Origin of the sequence: Nesiotobacter zosterae (genome assembly GCF_033843645.1) — a bacterium.
Taxonomy (GTDB): Bacteria; Pseudomonadota; Alphaproteobacteria; order Rhizobiales; family Stappiaceae; genus Pseudovibrio; species Pseudovibrio zosterae.
The window spans coordinates 33,387-51,590 of the sequence record NZ_JAWXVZ010000006.1 but is presented as its reverse complement, the minus strand read 5'-3'; the positions used below and the strand labels follow the sequence as shown (position 1 = coordinate 51,590).

16 protein-coding genes and 1 pseudogene are annotated in these 18,204 nt (G+C 53.7%); 11 read left to right on the top strand and 6 right to left on the bottom strand.

Features of this window, described 5'->3' with window-relative positions:
• Positions 1–129: 129 nt before the first annotated feature.
• Positions 130–843, top strand: a complete 714-nt coding sequence (locus Q3Y58_RS10280; protein WP_274218403.1) for a hypothetical protein — start codon at positions 130–132, stop codon at positions 841–843.
• A 66-nt stretch (positions 844–909) separates the two neighbouring features.
• Here Q3Y58_RS10280 and Q3Y58_RS10275 read toward each other — a convergent pair whose 3' ends face one another.
• On the bottom strand, positions 910–2,109 hold the full coding sequence (locus tag Q3Y58_RS10275) for a pyridoxal phosphate-dependent aminotransferase (protein WP_274218402.1): 1,200 nt from the start codon (positions 2,107–2,109) through the stop codon (positions 910–912).
• Between the two features lie 246 nt (positions 2,110–2,355).
• Between Q3Y58_RS10275 and Q3Y58_RS10270 the strand changes: the two genes are divergently transcribed.
• The 4 genes from Q3Y58_RS10270 (at position 2,356) to Q3Y58_RS10255 (ending at position 4,971) form a co-directional block, all read left to right on the top strand.
• Entirely contained in the window at positions 2,356–2,763 is a 408-nt protein-coding gene (locus Q3Y58_RS10270; RefSeq protein WP_274218401.1) for a GtrA family protein, read from the top strand.
• 155 nt (positions 2,764–2,918) lie between these two features.
• Positions 2,919–3,104, top strand: a complete 186-nt coding sequence (locus tag Q3Y58_RS10265; protein ID WP_274218400.1) for a hypothetical protein — start codon at positions 2,919–2,921, stop codon at positions 3,102–3,104.
• 405 nt (positions 3,105–3,509) lie between these two features.
• Entirely contained in the window at positions 3,510–3,959 is a 450-nt protein-coding gene (locus tag Q3Y58_RS10260) for a DUF3775 domain-containing protein (RefSeq protein ID WP_274218399.1), read from the top strand.
• A gap of 109 nt (positions 3,960–4,068) precedes the next feature.
• Entirely contained in the window at positions 4,069–4,971 is a 903-nt protein-coding gene (locus Q3Y58_RS10255; protein WP_274218398.1) for a DMT family transporter, read from the top strand.
• Positions 4,972–4,975: 4 nt separating this feature from the next.
• Here Q3Y58_RS10255 and Q3Y58_RS10250 read toward each other — a convergent pair whose 3' ends face one another.
• The 4 genes and pseudogenes from Q3Y58_RS10250 to Q3Y58_RS10235 form a co-directional block, all read right to left on the bottom strand.
• Positions 4,976–6,406 (bottom strand): MltF family protein, encoded by a 1,431-nt coding sequence (locus Q3Y58_RS10250; RefSeq protein WP_319622162.1) that lies wholly within the window; start codon positions 6,404–6,406, stop codon positions 4,976–4,978.
• Between the two features lie 379 nt (positions 6,407–6,785).
• A pseudogene (uvrB, locus tag Q3Y58_RS10245) lies at positions 6,786–9,365 on the bottom strand (excinuclease ABC subunit UvrB); the annotation flags it as partial.
• Positions 9,366–9,486: 121 nt separating this feature from the next.
• Positions 9,487–10,725, bottom strand: coding sequence for an OmpP1/FadL family transporter (locus Q3Y58_RS10240; RefSeq protein WP_274218395.1), 1,239 nt, complete (start codon positions 10,723–10,725; stop codon positions 9,487–9,489).
• Positions 10,726–11,240: 515 nt separating this feature from the next.
• Entirely contained in the window at positions 11,241–12,206 is a 966-nt protein-coding gene (locus Q3Y58_RS10235; protein ID WP_319622160.1) for a DUF1624 domain-containing protein, read from the bottom strand.
• Between the two features lie 200 nt (positions 12,207–12,406).
• Here Q3Y58_RS10235 and Q3Y58_RS10230 point away from each other — a divergent pair, with 200 nt between their 5' ends.
• Positions 12,407–12,829, top strand: coding sequence for a septal ring lytic transglycosylase RlpA family protein (locus Q3Y58_RS10230; protein WP_413697811.1), 423 nt, complete (start codon positions 12,407–12,409; stop codon positions 12,827–12,829).
• Between the two features lie 176 nt (positions 12,830–13,005).
• Positions 13,006–14,031: a DUF1402 family protein gene (locus Q3Y58_RS10225; protein WP_319622158.1), complete on the top strand. Its 1,026-nt coding sequence runs from the start codon at positions 13,006–13,008 to the stop codon at positions 14,029–14,031.
• A gap of 67 nt (positions 14,032–14,098) precedes the next feature.
• Here the strand turns inward: Q3Y58_RS10225 and Q3Y58_RS10220 are convergent, their stop codons facing one another.
• The gene (locus tag Q3Y58_RS10220; RefSeq protein ID WP_319622157.1) at positions 14,099–14,764 is read right to left on the bottom strand and encodes an MBL fold metallo-hydrolase; all 666 of its coding nucleotides are present in this window, start codon (positions 14,762–14,764) and stop codon (positions 14,099–14,101) included.
• Positions 14,765–15,284: 520 nt separating this feature from the next.
• Here Q3Y58_RS10220 and Q3Y58_RS10215 point away from each other — a divergent pair.
• From Q3Y58_RS10215 to hemG, 4 genes are all read left to right on the top strand, one after another.
• Positions 15,285–15,923: a cold-shock protein gene (locus Q3Y58_RS10215; RefSeq protein WP_319622156.1), complete on the top strand. Its 639-nt coding sequence runs from the start codon at positions 15,285–15,287 to the stop codon at positions 15,921–15,923.
• Between the two features lie 153 nt (positions 15,924–16,076).
• The gene (locus Q3Y58_RS10210) at positions 16,077–16,928 is read left to right on the top strand and encodes a 23S rRNA (adenine(2030)-N(6))-methyltransferase RlmJ (RefSeq protein ID WP_319622155.1); all 852 of its coding nucleotides are present in this window, start codon (positions 16,077–16,079) and stop codon (positions 16,926–16,928) included.
• Between the two features lie 84 nt (positions 16,929–17,012).
• Complete coding sequence (locus Q3Y58_RS10205; protein WP_319622154.1) at positions 17,013–17,495, top strand: cytoplasmic protein; 483 nt, start codon at positions 17,013–17,015, stop codon at positions 17,493–17,495.
• Between the two features lie 161 nt (positions 17,496–17,656).
• Complete coding sequence (hemG, locus tag Q3Y58_RS10200; protein WP_319622153.1) at positions 17,657–18,202, top strand: menaquinone-dependent protoporphyrinogen IX dehydrogenase; 546 nt, start codon at positions 17,657–17,659, stop codon at positions 18,200–18,202.
• Positions 18,203–18,204 lie beyond the last annotated feature (2 nt).

Sequence of the window (18,204 nt, the reverse complement as noted above, 5' to 3'; positions counted from 1 at the left end):
ACGATGGATACGCTTTATTTACCATAGGAATTAACTCTAAATTTCTGTCCCGTATCGAGACAAGCTGCAATGGTGTTTTAAACAAAAACTCCAAAAGTCGGGCTAACGGCAGACTATTGGAGAATCAAAATGCCTAGTGCACCTTTAAAAACAACAGTGAGCGCGCTCGCTCTCCTCACCGCTGTCAGCCTGCCCGCGTTTGCATTCGAGCAATCCCCAAATGCTCGTGTTGCGGCTGGCTTCGGCGCCCTCGACGGAGACCTTCTTGGATTGGTCTCCGGCAACTATGTCGCTCAACTTCAGAACGGTTTTGCCGCTCAGTTTGATGCCGCAGCAGGCGGCGAAACAGACTATGGATTTGTAGGAGGCTCAGTTCGCCTTGGCTTCCGTCAGTACGATGCAGGCTATTTCGGCGTCATTGCATCCGGCACGCATATCAATCGCAACGATGGTGATATTGGCTTCGTCGGCGCAGAAGGTCAGATGCACTTTGGCCCAGTCAGCCTGGATGCCATGATCGGCCTGCAGGGCTTTGATGACGATGGGGATGTGGTCGGCGCATTCGACGTTTCCTACTACATGACCGAGAACCTGCGCTTCTATGGTGGCTACCGTCATTTCCGCGACGATAACGTCTATGCGGCGGGTGCCGAGTTCCGCCCTGGCAGCTTTGGCCAGCAAGGCATTGCAATCTACGGTGATGCGCGACTGCGGGAAGATGACGATGCGACCTTCCTCGTTGGTGGTCGCCTGAGCTTCAGCGGCAACCGCAGCCTGATGCAGGAAAACCGCAACGATTATGTTAACCGCAACTACATCCTTGATGAGCTGATCTCTGAGTAGTCGCTGACGTGAAACAAGGAAAAAGGCGCGGAATTCCGCGCCTTTCTCGTTTAAGACCGACCAATCTTACTTGAGATTGCCGCAGAAACGCTGGATGCGTGTGCAAGCCTCAGTAAGCGCCTCGTTTGAGGTTGCGTAGGAAACACGGAAGTTCGGGCCGAGGCCAAATGCAGAACCCGGCACCACGGCCACACCTTCCGTCTCCAGAAGCTCAGCCGCAAAATCCAGATCGTTCTCGATCACTTTCCCAGATGGCGCGGTTTTGCCAATCAAACCCTCGCAGGATGGGAAGACGTAAAACGCCCCTTCCGGCACTGGGCAGGACAATCCATTTGCCTGGTTCAGCATGGACACGACAAGATCGCGGCGTCCCTTGAACACTTCGTTGTTTGGCGCAATGAAATCCTGCGTGCCATTGAGCGCTTCAACAGCTGCCCACTGCGCGATGGATGACGGATTTGAGGTAGACTGAGACTGAATCTTTGCCATTGCCTTGATCAGTTCAACCGGACCGCCAGCATATCCAATACGCCACCCAGTCATTGAATACGCCTTGGAAACACCATTTACAGTGAGCGTGCGCTCATAAAGGCCCGGCTCAACCTGCGCAGGCGTAGTGAACTCGAAATCGTCATAGACCAGATGCTCATACATATCGTCTGACATGACCCACACGTGTGGGTGCTTCATCAGCACATCGGTCAGTGCCTTCAACTCTGAACGGCTGTAGCCTGCACCAGAAGGATTGGAAGGAGAGTTGAAGATTAGCCACTTTGTCTTTGGTGTAATCGCCGATTCCAGAGCTTCGGGTGTAATCTTGAAGGTCGCCTTGTCGGCCTCAACTACAACCGGCTCCCCGCCAGCCAACAGCACCATGTCCGGATAGGACACCCAGTATGGCGTCGGGATCAGCACCTCGTCACCCGGATTGATGGTCGCCATCAGGGCATTGTAAAGAACCTGCTTGCCACCCGTACCGACGGTAATCTGTGCAGGCTCATACTTGAGACCATTGTCGCGCTCAAACTTGGCGCAGATAGCCTTTTTCAGCTCGGGTATGCCATCAACGGCAGTGTACTTGGTCTTGCCTTCGTTAATGGCTGCAATTGCCGCGGCCTTGATGTTCTCCGGTGTATCGAAGTCTGGCTCGCCTGCTCCTAACCCAATAACATCACGACCCGCTGCCTTGAGTTCGCGCGCCTTGTTGGTGACGGCGATGGTTGCAGACGGTTTTACGCGTGAGAGCGCATCGGCGATAAAGCCCATAATGACCTCCATGAAAGCGGCACATTTGCGATTATTTTTCCTGTGGGATCATTTACCCGCCTCATCTCCTAGGCAGATAAACATCCGCAAGGACTGTAGTCCATTGCCAAGCAAGACCACAAACAAAACCATACAGTCCCAGGCAATTATGCGTGCATTGCGCCGCACCTTCTTGCACGAAGTGACAATCACCGTTAAGCAACACTCAGAAAACGGATAGATTTAACTTAATTGCGAGTAACTCGCATGCATATCATCACTGCGAGCGTCATGCGATTCTGCCAGCAGAACCAGTTCATTCGCTTTTGTTTGGTCGGAGCAACCGGACTTGTGGTGGATGCTGCGGTCCTTGCGGTGCTGCTGGCGTTCGGTCTTGGCCCGTTTGCCGGCCGGCTTCTCTCTATCTGGGCTGCCATGACCAACAACTGGGCCCTCAATCGCGCCTTCACCTTCAAAAGTGATGCTGCCAAGCTTCCCGAGTACCTGCGCTTCATTGCCGTCAACCTGCTGGGGGCCATCATCAACTACGGTGTCTACTCAGCGATTCTGTTGAGCTTTCCAGAAAGCTCCCCGTTCGCAGCCCTGATTATCGCAACTGGCGTAGCGGTAATTTTCAATTTTATGGGTTCCAAACTCTTTGCGTTTAGGAATTAGGCACTGCCAACCTGAAATTGCCTCGCTAAATCGAGGGAATACCGTGTTTCAGGCGAGATTTTGCCTTATTGCCAGAGCACACTCTCCTTGCCTTTAACGGAAGGAAAGTTGCCCCCATGCTGGAAAACTCAAAAACAACAAGAACATCCAAAGCTATGGCCAGAGTACGCCCGGTGCTAACTGGCGTGGCTGCGTTTTCCGCGCTTCCCCTGTTTGCACTGGCCACCGTGGATGTAGAAGGCCTGACCCTTTCTGAAACTCTGCTTTTGACAGGACTGGTTGGTGCGTTTTCCGGCGGAAGCTGGATCCTCTACAGCCTGACCACACGCTTCCGCAAATAACCTCCCACACCGAAAAGAGAAGGCCGGTGAACTCTGCAAAGTCCACCGGCCAGCACTCAGGTCCGCCGCATCTGACCTAAAGTCATCGAGTAAGCCTAGGCTTTCAATGGGATTACGGTAGCCACATTTGCTGTTGGTTAACAAGAGTTAAACAAGCCAAAACCTGCATATTTCTCTAATGCCATATCAGGGTAACTACCACTGCATACTGGTATAAATGAACAGGACTCACATTAGCCGCCTTACGTCTTACAATCGTCATTTGTAAACCTAGCGCTATGATAGAGAAACACCTTTAGCCCCCAAACCTATTAGGGATGCATACGTTGAGCCATGCTCTCTGATCAAACAATCCCGAGGATCTTCACCCCTTCCCCTTGCGACAGGTCGTGTTGCAGCATTACTATGAGTTATCAACATCCGATGGTGACCATCATGCCTGTCGAACTAACACTATCCGCTGATACGATTCGTATGTTCATTCAAAAGGCGAGGTCCGCCTCAAACTCTCTTTCTGATTCCTATGAGGACGGGCACGAGGGCGAGGTTGCCTACGATGCAGAAAACCTTGTGGCCGTGCATTCCCACGAAGGGCTGGCGGAAGAAGAAAACGACGACATGCTGGACGAAGAGCTCAAGGAGCTGCTCTCCGACCTCAATGTTGACGAAGCCGCAGAAATGGTAGCCCTTACATGGATAGGGCGTGGCGACTACGACAAAACCGAATGGACTCAGGCGCTGACGGACGCAAAGGAACGTTCATCCGGATCACGTGTATCCACCGTGACCTACCTGCTGGGCATTCCGAATCTCTCAGACTACCTTGAAGTCGGCTTGGACGAACTATCGCTCTGAAAAGGCAGGCACGCGCGGTCTCATCACTTGGTCTAGAGCCTTGAAAAACATGCGTTGCAAACCGCGGACGGGGTTGCGCGCCTGCTGAAGCTCCGATAACCGTGCGCTCATGACACGCGCGACTGCCAATATTCTCCTTCTACTCACTGGCCTCATTTGGGGTGCAGCCTTCATCAGCCAATCCACCGCAATGGAGAGCCTTGGGCCTCTTCAATTCACTGGGGTGAGATTCCTCGTGGCTGCCTTGGCACTCGTTCCCATGGTCTTCTTGGAGAAAAGACGCAGTCCGGCGAAAACTATTGACCGCAGGCTTTGGCCTCAGTTCATTGCCGTGGGTTTCTGCTTCACGATTGGCACAGTGCTGCAGCAGTACGGCCTCACAGTCACCACCGTGACCAATGCCGGCTTTCTTACGGCTGTCTATGTTGTGCTGACGCCCATCATGGGGCTCATGTTCTTTCGTCAGGTGCCACACTTCCTTGTATGGCCAGCCAGCCTTATGACGCTCACAGGCATCTATCTTCTCGGTGGTGGAAGCTTATCTGCCCTGAACTGGGGCGACGTTCTAATGATCATCTGCGCTGTATTCTGGGCGTTTCAGGTGATCCTGCTCGGCAGACTGGTCATGATGTGCGGACGCCCCATGGCTGTTGCGTTCACCCAGTTTCTGTTTGTAGGCGTAGTCGCGGTTGCCGCCAGCTTGTTTTACGAGAGTTACACAGTGGCTGCGTTTCAAGCCGCGTGGTTCGAGATCTTCTTTGCAGGTGTGATGTCCGGTGGCGTCGCCTTTACGCTCCAGGCGGTTGCTCAGCAGTGGACTGCGCCCGCAGACGCTGCAATCATTCTCTCTTCTGAAGCGCTGTTTGCCGCCATATTCGGGGCACTCTTGCTTGGAGAGCGCCTGCCTTTAGTCGGCATCGTCGGCTGTGCCCTTATCTTCTTGGGCGTACTGATTGTCGAGGTAGCCCCCATGTTGATGCGCAGACTTCGCACACGATCCTCAACGACCTGAGGGCCTACTCAGTTCGCACTTTCCGAAGAACTTCCGAGCGCTGCATCATACTGTCAAACATCAGATAGTACCGATATATGTTCTTTACATAACGGATTGGCTCAGAGCCGGCCGCCTCAGCAACTTCCCACTCCACACTACGAAACCACATGTTGGGGTCTGGAGCATCCGGCCGAACACGCCTAACCCGGTTGGGGCCTGCGTTGTAGGAAGCAAACACCATCATCATCTTTTCAAACTCTGGGATTTCAGTTTCTGGGAAATAATGATCGGCCAAAAAGCGCATGTACTTCGCGCCTGCTTCAATATTGCCCTCAAGGCTTTCGTAGTTCTTGATGTCAACATTGGGATCAAGCGCGGTCGAGGGTAAAAGCTGCATGATGCCTACAGCACCCGCTGCACTGCGTGCATTGGGATCGAACCGGGATTCCTGAAAGGCCTGCGCTGCCAGCAAGCTTGGATCGATATCATACTTCTCACCAAATTTGAGGAAAAGATCCCGCAACTCCTTGAGTTTCTGCAGATACTCTTCCTCTGAAGGATCGACAAAACGATCCGCGAGCTCCATTTGCTCCTTCGCCAGCATATTGCCGAGCAACGTACCGATCTTCGCTTCCTTCATGAAAGCATTCACCTCAGCAAGCAGCTTGGGACTGTCTTGTCGAAGCGCCCAGGCAATGTGCCCCCGATCACGAAGCACAACCTCAGTATTCATCACGAATTTGGGAAACACTTTGGACCAAAACTGGCCCACATGCTGATCAACAACCGTGGCTGGGATGGCACCCGCATTGACCATCTCCAGAATGTCTTCGGCTTCAAGGCGTTCATCAGCGAACTGTATATCGATCAGCTCTAAACCTTTTTCGGCAAGCTGAACATTGGCCGCCTCGAGGCTCGGATAAAAACTGCTGTCCTCCCGTACATAGATTTGACGCCCCGCGAGATCAGCGAGGACCTCGACTGGCGCTTCTCCCGGTGCTGTCGCAACAATCTCCTTGGCTTCCTGATAGACCGGATCGCCAAAGTCTACGTCCTTCATGCGATCCGCCGTGACAGTGAGATTGGCTGCTATCAAGTCCCCCTTCCCACTGATCAATTTTGGAAAGAGCTGGTCTCGGGTTGTAGGAATCACGAGAACTCGGACCTTATCCTGCTCCCTATCGACACCCACGTTGAGCTGCTTCTCAAACTCATTCAGCAACTGAGCCTGCAACCCCCTTTCCTTCCCATTGTCAATGTAGAATGAGGTGAGAGAAAACGGCACAAGAGCGCGAATAAAGCCACGTTTGCGCATGCCATCCAAATCGCCCGCCCATTCGGCATTTGTTACTTCATCAATTCGCTTCCCATCCTCAAGCGCCAGACCGGGACTCAACAACGCACTGATGAGAACGAAAAAGCTAAGCCAGACAGAACACCAACGACTGCACATTATGGCCTCATGAGATGGAACGACTGGACCGAAAACCTGATATTACCTCAGATTAGGCGCACTTAACTGCATCAATTTACTATTTAAAAATGACGTAGCTCAACAAAAATGGGCGCTCAAACCCTCTCAAGTCTTAGCGCCCACCAAAAATTTGTAACAAAAATCTAATCTATTTCTTTCGATAGGTGCGCGTCCCCGGTCGCCCGCCGGAACTCCGGCCGCGCTTCTTGTCGGTAGAAGCACCCTTCGGCTTGGAGAGGTCTGTCCCCGGCCCCATTTCACCCAGCTTTGGCTTTTGGGCCTTGGACTTGCTCGGCGGCTCATTGGCTGAGGCCCCGTACTTCTTGTCACCGTCGTAGGCACCGACCTTGTCCCCAAGTGCGGACTGGCGCGCCATCGGATCATCGGCCAGCACGAGCTCAGTTTCCTGAAGCCGCTTGATCTCGTCACGCAACCGCGCTGCGCTCTCAAAGTTGAGATCTGCAGCCGCTTCACGCATCTGCTTTTCGAGATCTTCGATATGGGCTTTAAGGTTGTGGCCGATCGTAGCACCGGATTCCGCAAAGCCTGCATCTACAGTCACATGATCCTGTTCGTAAATGCTCTCCATCACGTCGCCAATAGAACGCTTGACGCTCTCTGGCGTAATCCCGTGTTCTTCGTTGTAGGCCTCTTGCTTCTCGCGGCGACGGTTTGTCTCCTGAATGGCGCGATCCATGGAGCCAGTAATGTTGTCCGCATAGAGTATGACCTTGCCATCCACGTTACGAGCCGCGCGACCGATGGTCTGAATGAGCGAGGTTTCTGAACGAAGGAAGCCTTCCTTATCCGCATCAAGAATGGCGACCAAACCACACTCGGGAATGTCGAGCCCCTCACGCAGCAAGTTGATGCCGACAAGCACATCAAAAGCCCCAAGACGCAAATCGCGAATAATTTCAATGCGCTCAAGTGTATCGATATCCGAATGCATGTAACGTACACGCACACCGTTCTCGTGCAGGTATTCAGTAAGGTCCTCGGCCATCCGCTTTGTCAGTGTGGTCACCAGCGTGCGATATCCTCGGGCAGCCACTTCTCGCACCTCACCCAGCAGATCATCCACCTGGGTCTTCGCTGGGCGGATGTCGATATCCGGATCTGTCAGTCCGGTCGGACGAATGACCTGCTCGGCGAAGACACCGCCAGCCTCTTCCATTTCCCATGAGCCCGGTGTTGCAGAAACCGCGACAGTCTGCGGGCGCATGGCATCCCACTCCTCAAAGCGCAGGGGGCGATTGTCCATGCAAGACGGCAGACGGAACCCATACTCCGCCAGCGTGGCTTTACGTCGGAAGTCACCGCGGTACATGGCCCCGATCTGCGGAATGGTCACGTGGCTCTCATCCGCGAACACGATGGCGTTGTCCGGCAGATATTCAAACAGGGTTGGCGGCGGCTCACCGGGTGCCCGGCCGGTCAGGTAGCGGGAATAGTTCTCGATCCCGGCGCATGCACCAGTCGCTTCCATCATTTCAAGGTCAAACGTGCAGCGCTGATCAAGCCGCTGAGCCTCTAACAACCGGCCGTGATCATTCAGCTCCGCGAGACGTTGTTTCAGTTCCGCCTTAATGGACTTTATGGCTTGGTTGAGCGTTGGGCGTGGAGTGACGTAGTGCGAGTTCGCGTAGATTTTGACCTGTTGGAGTTCGCCACTTTTCTTCCCTGTAAGCGGATCGAACTCGGTGATGCCTTCAATCTCGTCGCCAAACAGAGAGATACGCCAAGCTCTATCTTCATAGTGCGCGGGAAAGACTTCCACCGTATCGCCGCGAACGCGGAACGTCCCACGCTGGAAGGCTGCATCGTTACGTTTGTATTGCAGTGCTACCAAGTCCGCCAACAGCTGGCGTTGATCTATACGCTCCCCCACCTCAAGTGCAAAGGTCATGGCCGTATAGGTCTCAACCGATCCAATACCGTAGATACAGGAGACGGATGCCACGATGATCACGTCATCACGTTCAAGCACAGCTCGTGTTGCAGAGTGGCGCATACGGTCGATCTGTTCGTTGATTGAGCTTTCTTTCTCAATGAACGTATCCGTGCGCGGAACATACGCCTCTGGCTGGTAATAGTCGTAGTAGGAAACGAAATACTCAACCGCGTTGTTTGGAAAGAAAGATTTGAACTCGCCGTAAAGCTGAGCCGCGAGCGTCTTGTTGGGCGCGAGGATCAAAGCCGGGCGTTGCGTCTGGGCAATGATCTGCGCCATGGTGTAGGTCTTGCCAGACCCTGTAACCCCAAGAAGAACTTGTGTCTTTTCACCACCATCGAGCCCTTGAATCAGCTCCGCTATGGCCGTCGGCTGATCCCCTTTCGGCTCGTACTCGGACACCAGCTCAATAGGCACCCCGCCTTCCGATTTTGTCGGGCGCTCAGGGCGATGCGGCACCCAGGTTTCACCATTCTTGTGAAGCGGATTGCCTGAAGAAATAAGATCCGCCAGAGCCTGCACCGTCGCCGTCGCGCCGGTCATCACTTCAGGTGCGGACGCCTTCTTCTTGCGCTTGTTCTCCTTGACATGAGACGCCAACATCTTTTCAGCATCTTCCAGTGACATGTCCATGCCTGCAACAGGGTTCAGACCACCCTTTGCTCGCTCTCGCGGGTCCGCGCTGCCGCCCATTGACGTGCCGCGGGCGCTGCGTGATCTCCCAGCTTCTTTGGATTTTGTCGTCTTGGCCGCTTTGGCCGAAACAGCTTTCTTCGATGTCACTGCAGGCTTGTCAGGCATGACCTTTGACTTAAGCGTCTCAGGCGCTTCGTCAGACCCAATTTGCTCAATCCAATCGGAAATGCCCCCACTCAACGGGGCGCCACCCAAACCTTGCTGCGGAGCTTCACCAAAACCTTCAGCGCTGTTATCCGGCGCTTCAGGGAGCTGATCTGAGGAACTGGTTTTCTTGTTGCTAGCCATGACGCGCAATATGGCGCGAGTCTGCTCAAAAGAAAAGAGTTGTTCTTGCTTCGTTCCTAAAAACAAAACCCACCGGAAGCCTTAGCTCCCGGTGGGTTCCAAACTTGTTTGAGCCTCCAGCTTAGAAGGAGACCTTCAGGCGTGAAGACAGCTGGAAGTTCCAGGAAGAGTCATACTCATAAGTTGCAGAAACAGGCGTCGAGCCTTGAATATCGTAAACGCCGCTATCGGCAGTTTTATACACTGCTCGGCCGCCAAGCGCCAAACGCACATTCTCTGATACATCATATGCACCCCCAACGCCGAACGCCCAGAAATCAGAGTAAGGGCCGCCAATGCCCTTGTCCCAAGTGATCGTGCCGCCAACACCTAATTTGTCCGTGAGCTTGTGCGAAACACCGGCTTCCACAGTCCAACCATCGGAGTAGTTCAACACGCGAGTTGACCCTGTTGCACCTATCGCATTGCTACCGAAGTTGACCGCGAGCTCATCCAAAACACTCCAATCAACCCACTTCACACCTAATGAGACTAACCAACCTGGAGCGACGCCTGACTCAATACTTGCTTCAATTGCTTGAGGAAGGGTAGCGGTTGCATCGGCAGACGTATCAAGAGCTGGGATCACAACGCTACTGTTTAACGGATTTAAAACCGCACCGTTCGTAAAAAAGCGTCCATCCAAATCCACATCAATGGCTGAATCATAAGAAACTTTCGCTCTCAACGCCATTTCAGGAATTTCATAGGCCGCCCCGATGCGCCATCCAAACTCGTAACCATCTGTTTCCACATCGATGCTGGCAACTCGATCGAGCGCTGGCACGGCAGTGGTCACGGGATTGAATGCCGAATTTTGTTCGTAAGTAACATCTACAGCACGAACGCCACCGAAGAAGCGAAGATTACTACTTCCATTTATTGCATGTTTATAGCTGAGCATTGCATCAATGCCATGTGCATCTGCAACCGTCTCGGCAATGGCATATCTCCCGCCCCAATCGAATCCAGGCTCTTCGCGAATGATGTAAGGATTATCGACCCTTGCAAAAAAATCGATATTTTCAAACAGATTTGCCTTTACAGCGACCGAATAGAGCCAAACATCAGGAACTGCATCATCGGCGCTAGATCCTGATGTAGCCTGCCCGCCACGATTGGTGCCATTTACGTTTTTGAAATCAACATTACGGTCGACGTAGCTGGTCTGCGCCTGTACGGCGAATTTCTTGTCGGAGAACAGAAGGTCATAGCTGTTCAGGCCCTGCACGTCCCAGCCTGCAGCAAAAGCCGAACCGGAAGCACCAAGAATTGTGCCGGCAGCCAAAGTAGCGCCGAGCGCACGATTGAAAATTTTCATATTCCCCCTCCAATAAAGAGTCATTTCTTCCCCTAGAACCGCGGCCCACCACCCCCAACAAAGGTGCGCACCTAAGCTCGCGTCATTCCAAAGGGCCAATGCCGTTTAAAACAAAGCACCGCCCGAACTTCACCCGCCATCTCCCTGTGAGCAGGTTTGTTACAGACACGGTAAGAATACGGTTGGTTGTGTATTTATACGGGGAAATATTTACAATAGAACAGCAGGGGTCAACTCCCCCCAACGACCTAGTACTTCCCTAAGGATCGCCCAGCTTGTCCATTTTTATAGCTGAAATGGCTCTGGGTGTTTATGACAGTAACAAAACACCCCATTTTGGACCCAAAATCGCCCTGTTTGATTCCAGTTGTTGCGCGTGAACGCTCAAACACGCCGAAATACCTATTTATAAAAAAAACGGGGCAAATCCTGTGTTTCTTGCTCTAAATTGCAAAAATACAACAGTTCACACCCGGAGGACCGCGCATTTTGATTCTCGCCCCAGCCACGGCCTCTCATTGAGCAAGACAAATCTTGAAATGTTGTTGGATTACAGGACGGAGCGTCGCATCAAGCGGCTCATTCAAGAGCCTTTCCCACTCATCTCCCTGCTGAAGACGTTCGAGGGTACAAGCACACGCCGACTCACATTGCCTTGCCTCACGTGAAGAGAAACATGCCGCAACGCAGTTGCTTTGGAACGCCATCTCATCCCGATCCGGCAAGCCACCCAGCACCACCAACAGCCACAGACTCCCAAAAATGATTGGCTGGTGTGCCAGATAGAAAAACAGCGAGTTCCTTCCAGACCATCCCATCGCGCGGGGAAGCAAACGCCTCAGGGGGCTCTCGGGGCGCTCTTGCGCCCTCCGGTGCCGCTTCATAGCCGTGTAGTATTGTGATGCCGCCAAGCCAAGCAACACAACTCCGAACCATGGAAACACTGGAACAAAGTCAACAGACACAAACGGAGACGGATGCAGCCCAATCCAGAATAACAACGGATCAGGAGCCAAAGGGGATACCGCGTTTCCGAGCGCAATAACGGCCAGCCCAATCAGAGTGTTAAGCAAAAAGGGCAACCGCAGGAACAGCAGCACCAGCAGGCTGCTCAGTGCAATGTTGTGCAGGATCCCGAAGCGTATCATCTGACTTCCAAGAGCGAAGTACGTCCCGGCAGAAACGAGCATCGCAGCGGCAACAATCTTTGCCTCGCGCTTCCAAAACCCCTTCCAGCGAATGCCCTTGCCATGCGCCAGGTTGGCACTGAACCCCACCAGAAACAGGAAGCTTGCCGCGATGCCAATGGCGAAAGAGCGCCATCCCATGCCCGTTGCCACCGGCCAGTCCACGAGCCCAAACCACAGCAAATCCCAGCTGAAGTGGTAGAGGACCATGGCCCACAAAGCAGCACCACGCGCGATGTCAAGCCACGGAAGTCGAGTAGTCTGTCCCATTTCGGCTGCTTTAGGTCTGTTCATCAAGGTGTTTCCGTTCGGTGGCAAGCACTTAGGTTAAAATCCAAAGAAGTTCTTCACTCTGTTTAATAGGAAAACAAAATCAACTTTTCCATTAACTGTCTTTTTTCTGCCGCCTTTAAACAGCAGATATCTCTCATCTCCGAAAGATGAGGACGAACATGTCGAATATCACAGCGCTTGTGCGCTCTGCGCACCGTGGCATGGCGAACGCGTGCAAGTACTCACTGATTATCGCAGCGGCTGTGCTGCTCCAACCTACCCTTGCAACATTTGAGGCCGGTACGGCGACAGCGAAGACAGTGACCGGCAGCCAGTGCGGCAAGGCTTCCTGGTATGCGCTCACCTCCCGCACGGCAAGTGGTGAAATGGCAGACCCCAGCAAGCTTAGCGCGGCACACCGCACTCTGCCATTCGGCACGATTGTAAAGGTGACAAACTTGAGAAACGGCAAGGCCGTTAATGTGCGCATCAACGACCGCGGCCCTTTTGTAAAAGGACGCGTGATTGATGTGACCAAAGCAGCTGCTGACAAAATCGGGTTTGTTAATGCGGGGATTACCAGTGTAAAGGTTGAAGTGATCGGTGATGGCGGTCATAAGCTCAAGGGCCACGGCTGCAGCTAGCTTGCGGTGCGCGCAAAACTCACAAAAAGTTCTGTCAGCAACTCACGTAAAATAAGTGCCACCTAGGTTACACGGTTTTACGACACAGCGGTGGTTGGCTATTAAGACAGCCAAGACTGAATCGTTAACGGGCACCCCTCGGACAATCCTGCGGGCATTTTACAAAGGTCATTATCGTGCATTCGTGCAAAGCGTTCGCATCATCCCTTCTTGCGCTGGCGTTTATTGCTGGCACCGCTTTGAGCGGCCACGCCGAGCAGATCTCGGCCGTGCATATGCCGGACCTGAACGAAGAAATCACGACAGGCTCGCTGCCATCACCCGTGATCCCAATGCCTATTGGCAACATGAACATGGAACAACCGCCGGTACCAGCGGCCTCCACCACGCGAACACGAGCCTACGACCGGACCTACGATTCAAAGTTTGATCGCGTTCTCAACCTGCTTGAGAGCGATAAAAAGCTCATGCGTCAGATCAACAAGGCTGCGGAACTTTATGAGATCGACCCGATCCATATTGTAGGCGCTATCGTGGGTGAGCACACATACAACTATGACAGTCTCGACAGCGCTCAGGGATACTACCTAAAAGCGCTTCAATACGCCGGTCTGCGCATCGAGTTCGAGTTCAACGATGAGCCCGTAAGTGAGTTTGTCCAGCGCCCTCAGTTCAGCACCTGCAATAGCTTCGATGACAGCAGCGCGAAATGGCGTTGCTATGAAAAGGTCTGGAACGAAAGTTTTCTGGGCAAGGTGGTCGACAACCACCCCTATCCGCGCAAGCTTTTCCATCAGGTGTTTTTCCGGCCAATGTTTGCCGGACAGAGTTTTGGCATCGGCCAGCTGACACCGCTGACTGCTTTGAAAATGAACGACAAGGTTCAGGAAGTCAGCGGCTTCCCGGCTTTGGACCCGGACAAGGCCATGGACGTGTACACAACGGTCATGAATCCGGAAATGTCCCTGCACTACACTGCAGCGGTGCTGAAAGATGCCATTGAGGCCTACAAGCAGGTCGCCGGTATTGATATCTCGACCAATCCGGGGATCACAGCCACGCTTTATAACCTCGGCAACCCATGGGAGAGGGCCGCAGCATACGCAGCGCGTCGCGAAGAAGACCCATCAGCATGGCCACAGGAAAATTACTACGGGTGGCTCATCAACGCCCGCATCGATCAACTGCAAAACCTGTTGTAAAAAGTGCCGCCGACAAGGTCAGCAGCACTCTGTCTCACTTTGTAGCCCAGATGGAGATGGACTGCACTCAGGCGAGAAACGGATTTGATTGACGCTCATTGCCGAATGTCGATGCACCGCCATGTCCGGGCAAGAAGGTGATATCATCCCCGAGAGGCAATAGCTTTTCCTTGATGGACTTGATCAGTGTCGCATGATCTCCGCCCGGCAGATCGGTCCTGCCGATTGAGCCGGCGAACAACACGTCTCCTGAAATCGCGAAACGCAGGTCCTTGTTGACAAAAACCACATGTCCCGGTGAATGTCCCGGGCAATGCAACACATCAAAGGTGACACCGCCAAGCTCCACGGTATCCCCTTCAGTCAGCCAACGGTCCGGCGTAACAGGCGCCACATCAGGCAGGCCGAACTGACGCGCCTGATCTGCGACACCGTCAATCAGCGATTTGTCATCCAGGTGCGGCCCTTCCACCTGCACCCCTGACTTCTTCGCAAGCTCGGCAGCCCCGCCAATGTGATCCAGATGGCCGTGGGTCAGCACGATCCGGTCAATGGCTGCACCAAGCCGCTCAACTGCAGAAAGAATCTGGTCTACATCCCCACCCGGATCAATCACGGTCGCCTTCTTGGTGCGGGTGTTCCAAAGAATGCTGCAGTTCTGCTGAAAGGCAGTCACCGGCACAACTGTGACTTGAAGCTCCGGCGCTGGATCCTGAGTGTGTTGATCGCTCATGTATTCTCAAACCCCTTTTTGACTCTTTCGCGCACCCTATCAGGATATTGGCGAAATTTCGCCTGCCTCCTGTGACGCTCAACATTTTCCCATCTTCAACCAACAGGGGGAGCGAGGCTTTGGGAACAAGCCGCCTAAACAGTTTACAGCACAACGCACACCTAAAAACGTCACAATACTTACACAATTTCCTGGAGTTCTGACTTTTTCGCTCAATATCGATAATCAAGGGAGTAGCATCCCCGCACAATCTAGGGGTTTGACTATATTAGTCTCACGAATGTCTTGCCCTCTTACCCAACTGAACCCTATGATGCTTCCCATACCGTAAGCGGTATGTTGCCACGTAGCCGAGCATATATTTGTGTCAGAAACTCTTGCTATACCTTCTGGTGCAGATGGTTTCAGCTTCGTACAACGCAAGTTGGTCAATACCGGTAGACGACCCGGCCACCTTTGGTGGTGAATTGGAAGTGCTGGCATGTACTGGCGTAATGCTGGCAGGAAAGGCGATATAGTAATGCATGACGGGAATTCGGGCCGCCGCCCACGGAACAAGCGTGGTGGCAAGCGTGAGTTTGGCGGTGCGCATAGTTTCGGCCCGGAATTCGGAGCTCCTGATTTTCTTGGAAGCGAGCCCGGATATAGCCCTTATCAGGCACCTAGAGACGACCACAACAATGATCGCAACGATTCTCGTGGCGGTTATGGAGCAAGAGACAGAGGCAGCTATGGCTCTCGAGATCGCGGCCCCGACCGCGGAGGAGACCGTGGCGGCTACCGTGGCAACAATGACGGAGACGGTCAGGGCCGTCCACCCTTTGGTGGCGGTGGCAACCGCGGACCACGGCGTGAACATGCCCCTGTAGAGCGCGGCCCGCGCCAATCCGGAACGGTCAAATTCTTCAAACAGGACAAGGGCTTTGGCTTCATCACACCTGATTCAGCTGAGAGTGATGTCTTCGTTCACATTTCTGCTGTCGAGCGCTCAGGCTTACAGAGCCTGGACAGCGGTATGCGGATCTCGTTTGAAACAGAGCCAGACCGCCGCGGAAAAGGACCGAAAGCTGTTGAGCTGAAACTTCTGGAGGGCGATGCCCCAGCAACAGAAGACAGCTATGAAATGGCAGCTCCGGAAGACGATTTCGCACGCGACTGATACGGTCGAGCGAAACAAAGCATTCAAGAGGCGGCCTTCGGGTCGCCTTTTCTTTTTCGCTGCCAGCCCTGGCAGCAGTTCCCCTCTTGCATCCCGCTTAAACTATGGTAGGAGCATCACCCCAATGCCAACCTAGCCCCCGGAGGGACGTCCATGAACTATCGCCATATCTACCACGCCGGTAACCTAGGCGATGTTCTGAAACATACCGTTTTGGCTGCAATCATCACCTACATGAAGAAGAAAGATGCAGCTTTCCGCATTCTGGACACCCATGCAGGCATTGGCATCTACGATCTGACGTCAGATGAGGCCCAGCGCACCGGAGAATGGCAAAACGGTATCGGCCGCATCATTGATGAAGACATCCCATCAGATGTAGCGGAGGTGCTAGACCCATGGCTTGGTGTTGTGCGCGCCATGAACCCGCAAGGCACTGGCATTGACATGTATCCGGGCTCCCCAATCATCGCGCGCGATCTCATGCGTAATCAGGACCGTTTGACCCTGACCGAACTGCACCCGGACGACTTCCGTACCCTCACCGACAACTTTGGCGGCGACAAGCATGTAAAACTCATCGAGTTGGACGCGTGGTTGGCTCTGGGCAGCTTCCTGCCCCCAAAAGAACGGCGCGGGCTGGTCCTCATCGATCCGGCCTACGAGGTGGAGGACGAGTTCGAGCGTTTGCTGGAAGGCGTTCAGCGTGGTTGGAAGCGGTGGCAAACCGGTACCTTCGCTCTCTGGTATCCCATCAAAGAGCGGAAGACAGTGAACCGCCTTATTGCGAACATGGAGGCCTACGGAATCCGGAATGTCTTGGGCCTCGAGTTGGGTTCAGGCCGGATCGATCCGGAAAAGCCAATGGTTTCCAGTGGCATGCTGGTGGTGAATCCACCTTGGACGTTAAAGCAGCAAATGGAGACTGCGCTGCCATGGCTCTGCGACAAGCTCAAGCGAGGCCCCGGGGCGGCTTGGTCTGTCCAGCAGGTCATTGACGAATAGACTCCCCCAGAAGGAAGAGTTGCCCCTCGTCCGCGAATAACGCATCGTAAGGTGGTTCTTGCAATTGCTATTCGGACAGGACACATGGTCAAGAAATTCGTTGTCGCCCTTTTCGCTCTGCCCCTTTTGCTGGCGGCAACCGCCTCTGGGCAAGCTGCGGATTATTCAGGCGCGCCCACCCAACAAGACCCGACCTCAGACCAGCGTGTTTATCTCTCGCTGAACGGCGATCCGCGCATTCCTCGGTGTGATGCGTCATCAGTTCAAAAGGCCATCAAAAAGCAGATCGCAGCGGCGATCCCGCTGTACTACAATGATCGCCGTATTGATGAGATCCGCCACATTCACCAAAGTGGTTATTGGCTCGCCAATCCCAGCCCCCTAGCCCGGCGTTACTGCAATGCCGAAGCCGTTCTGACAGATGGCAGCCATCAGCGCCTGTACTACCAAGTCACGGAACATGCAGGCTTTCTTGGCATCAGCTGGAATGTAAACGCCTGCCTTCTAGGGCTCGATCGGTGGCGTGTTTATGATGGCAATTGCCGACGGGTTCGGCCGCAATACTAAATGCACCGCGCCCAATTGCCGCTGCCTTTCAATGGGTTATCCAACAAGACCGCACCATCAGAACGGGATAACCCCAATAGTGCGCACCCGTAAAGCTGTTATGCTCTGCATCACAACTCCCATTTCCGTGCAGAGCACAGCAGCAGGTTTACGAGCGCACAATGTCGTTTCTCTTGGTCTACGCTACCCATGACGGCCATACCCGAAAGATCATGACGAAGATCGCTTGTGAACTGCGTGCGGCAGGGCATGATTGCGAACTTCAGGAACTCATTTCCGGCCGGGAGCCGCTGGACTTGAAGCAGGATCAAAAGCTGGTGCTTGGTGCTGCCATCCGCTATGGCAACATTGTTCCGACTGCGCGCAGGTGGATTTCGGAACACCTGACACAACTCAACGCAAGCGGCATCGCCGCCTTCACCGTGTGCCTTACAGCGCGCAAACCGGAAAAAGCCACTCCGGAAACCAATCACTACTTCAAGAAGTTTGTCGCCAGAAGTGGTCTGAAGCCTCGCAACTGCGCTGTGTTTGCGGGCGCGCTGCGGTATCCGGAATACAGCTGGTTCGACCGTGTCATGATCCAGCTCATCATGCACCTGACCGGCGGACCCACAGATCGACATGCCTCAATCGAGTATACAGACTGGACCGAGGTGAAAAAGTTCGCGGCCGATCTGGCACAATCTCAAGCATCAATCAGCGCCTGAAA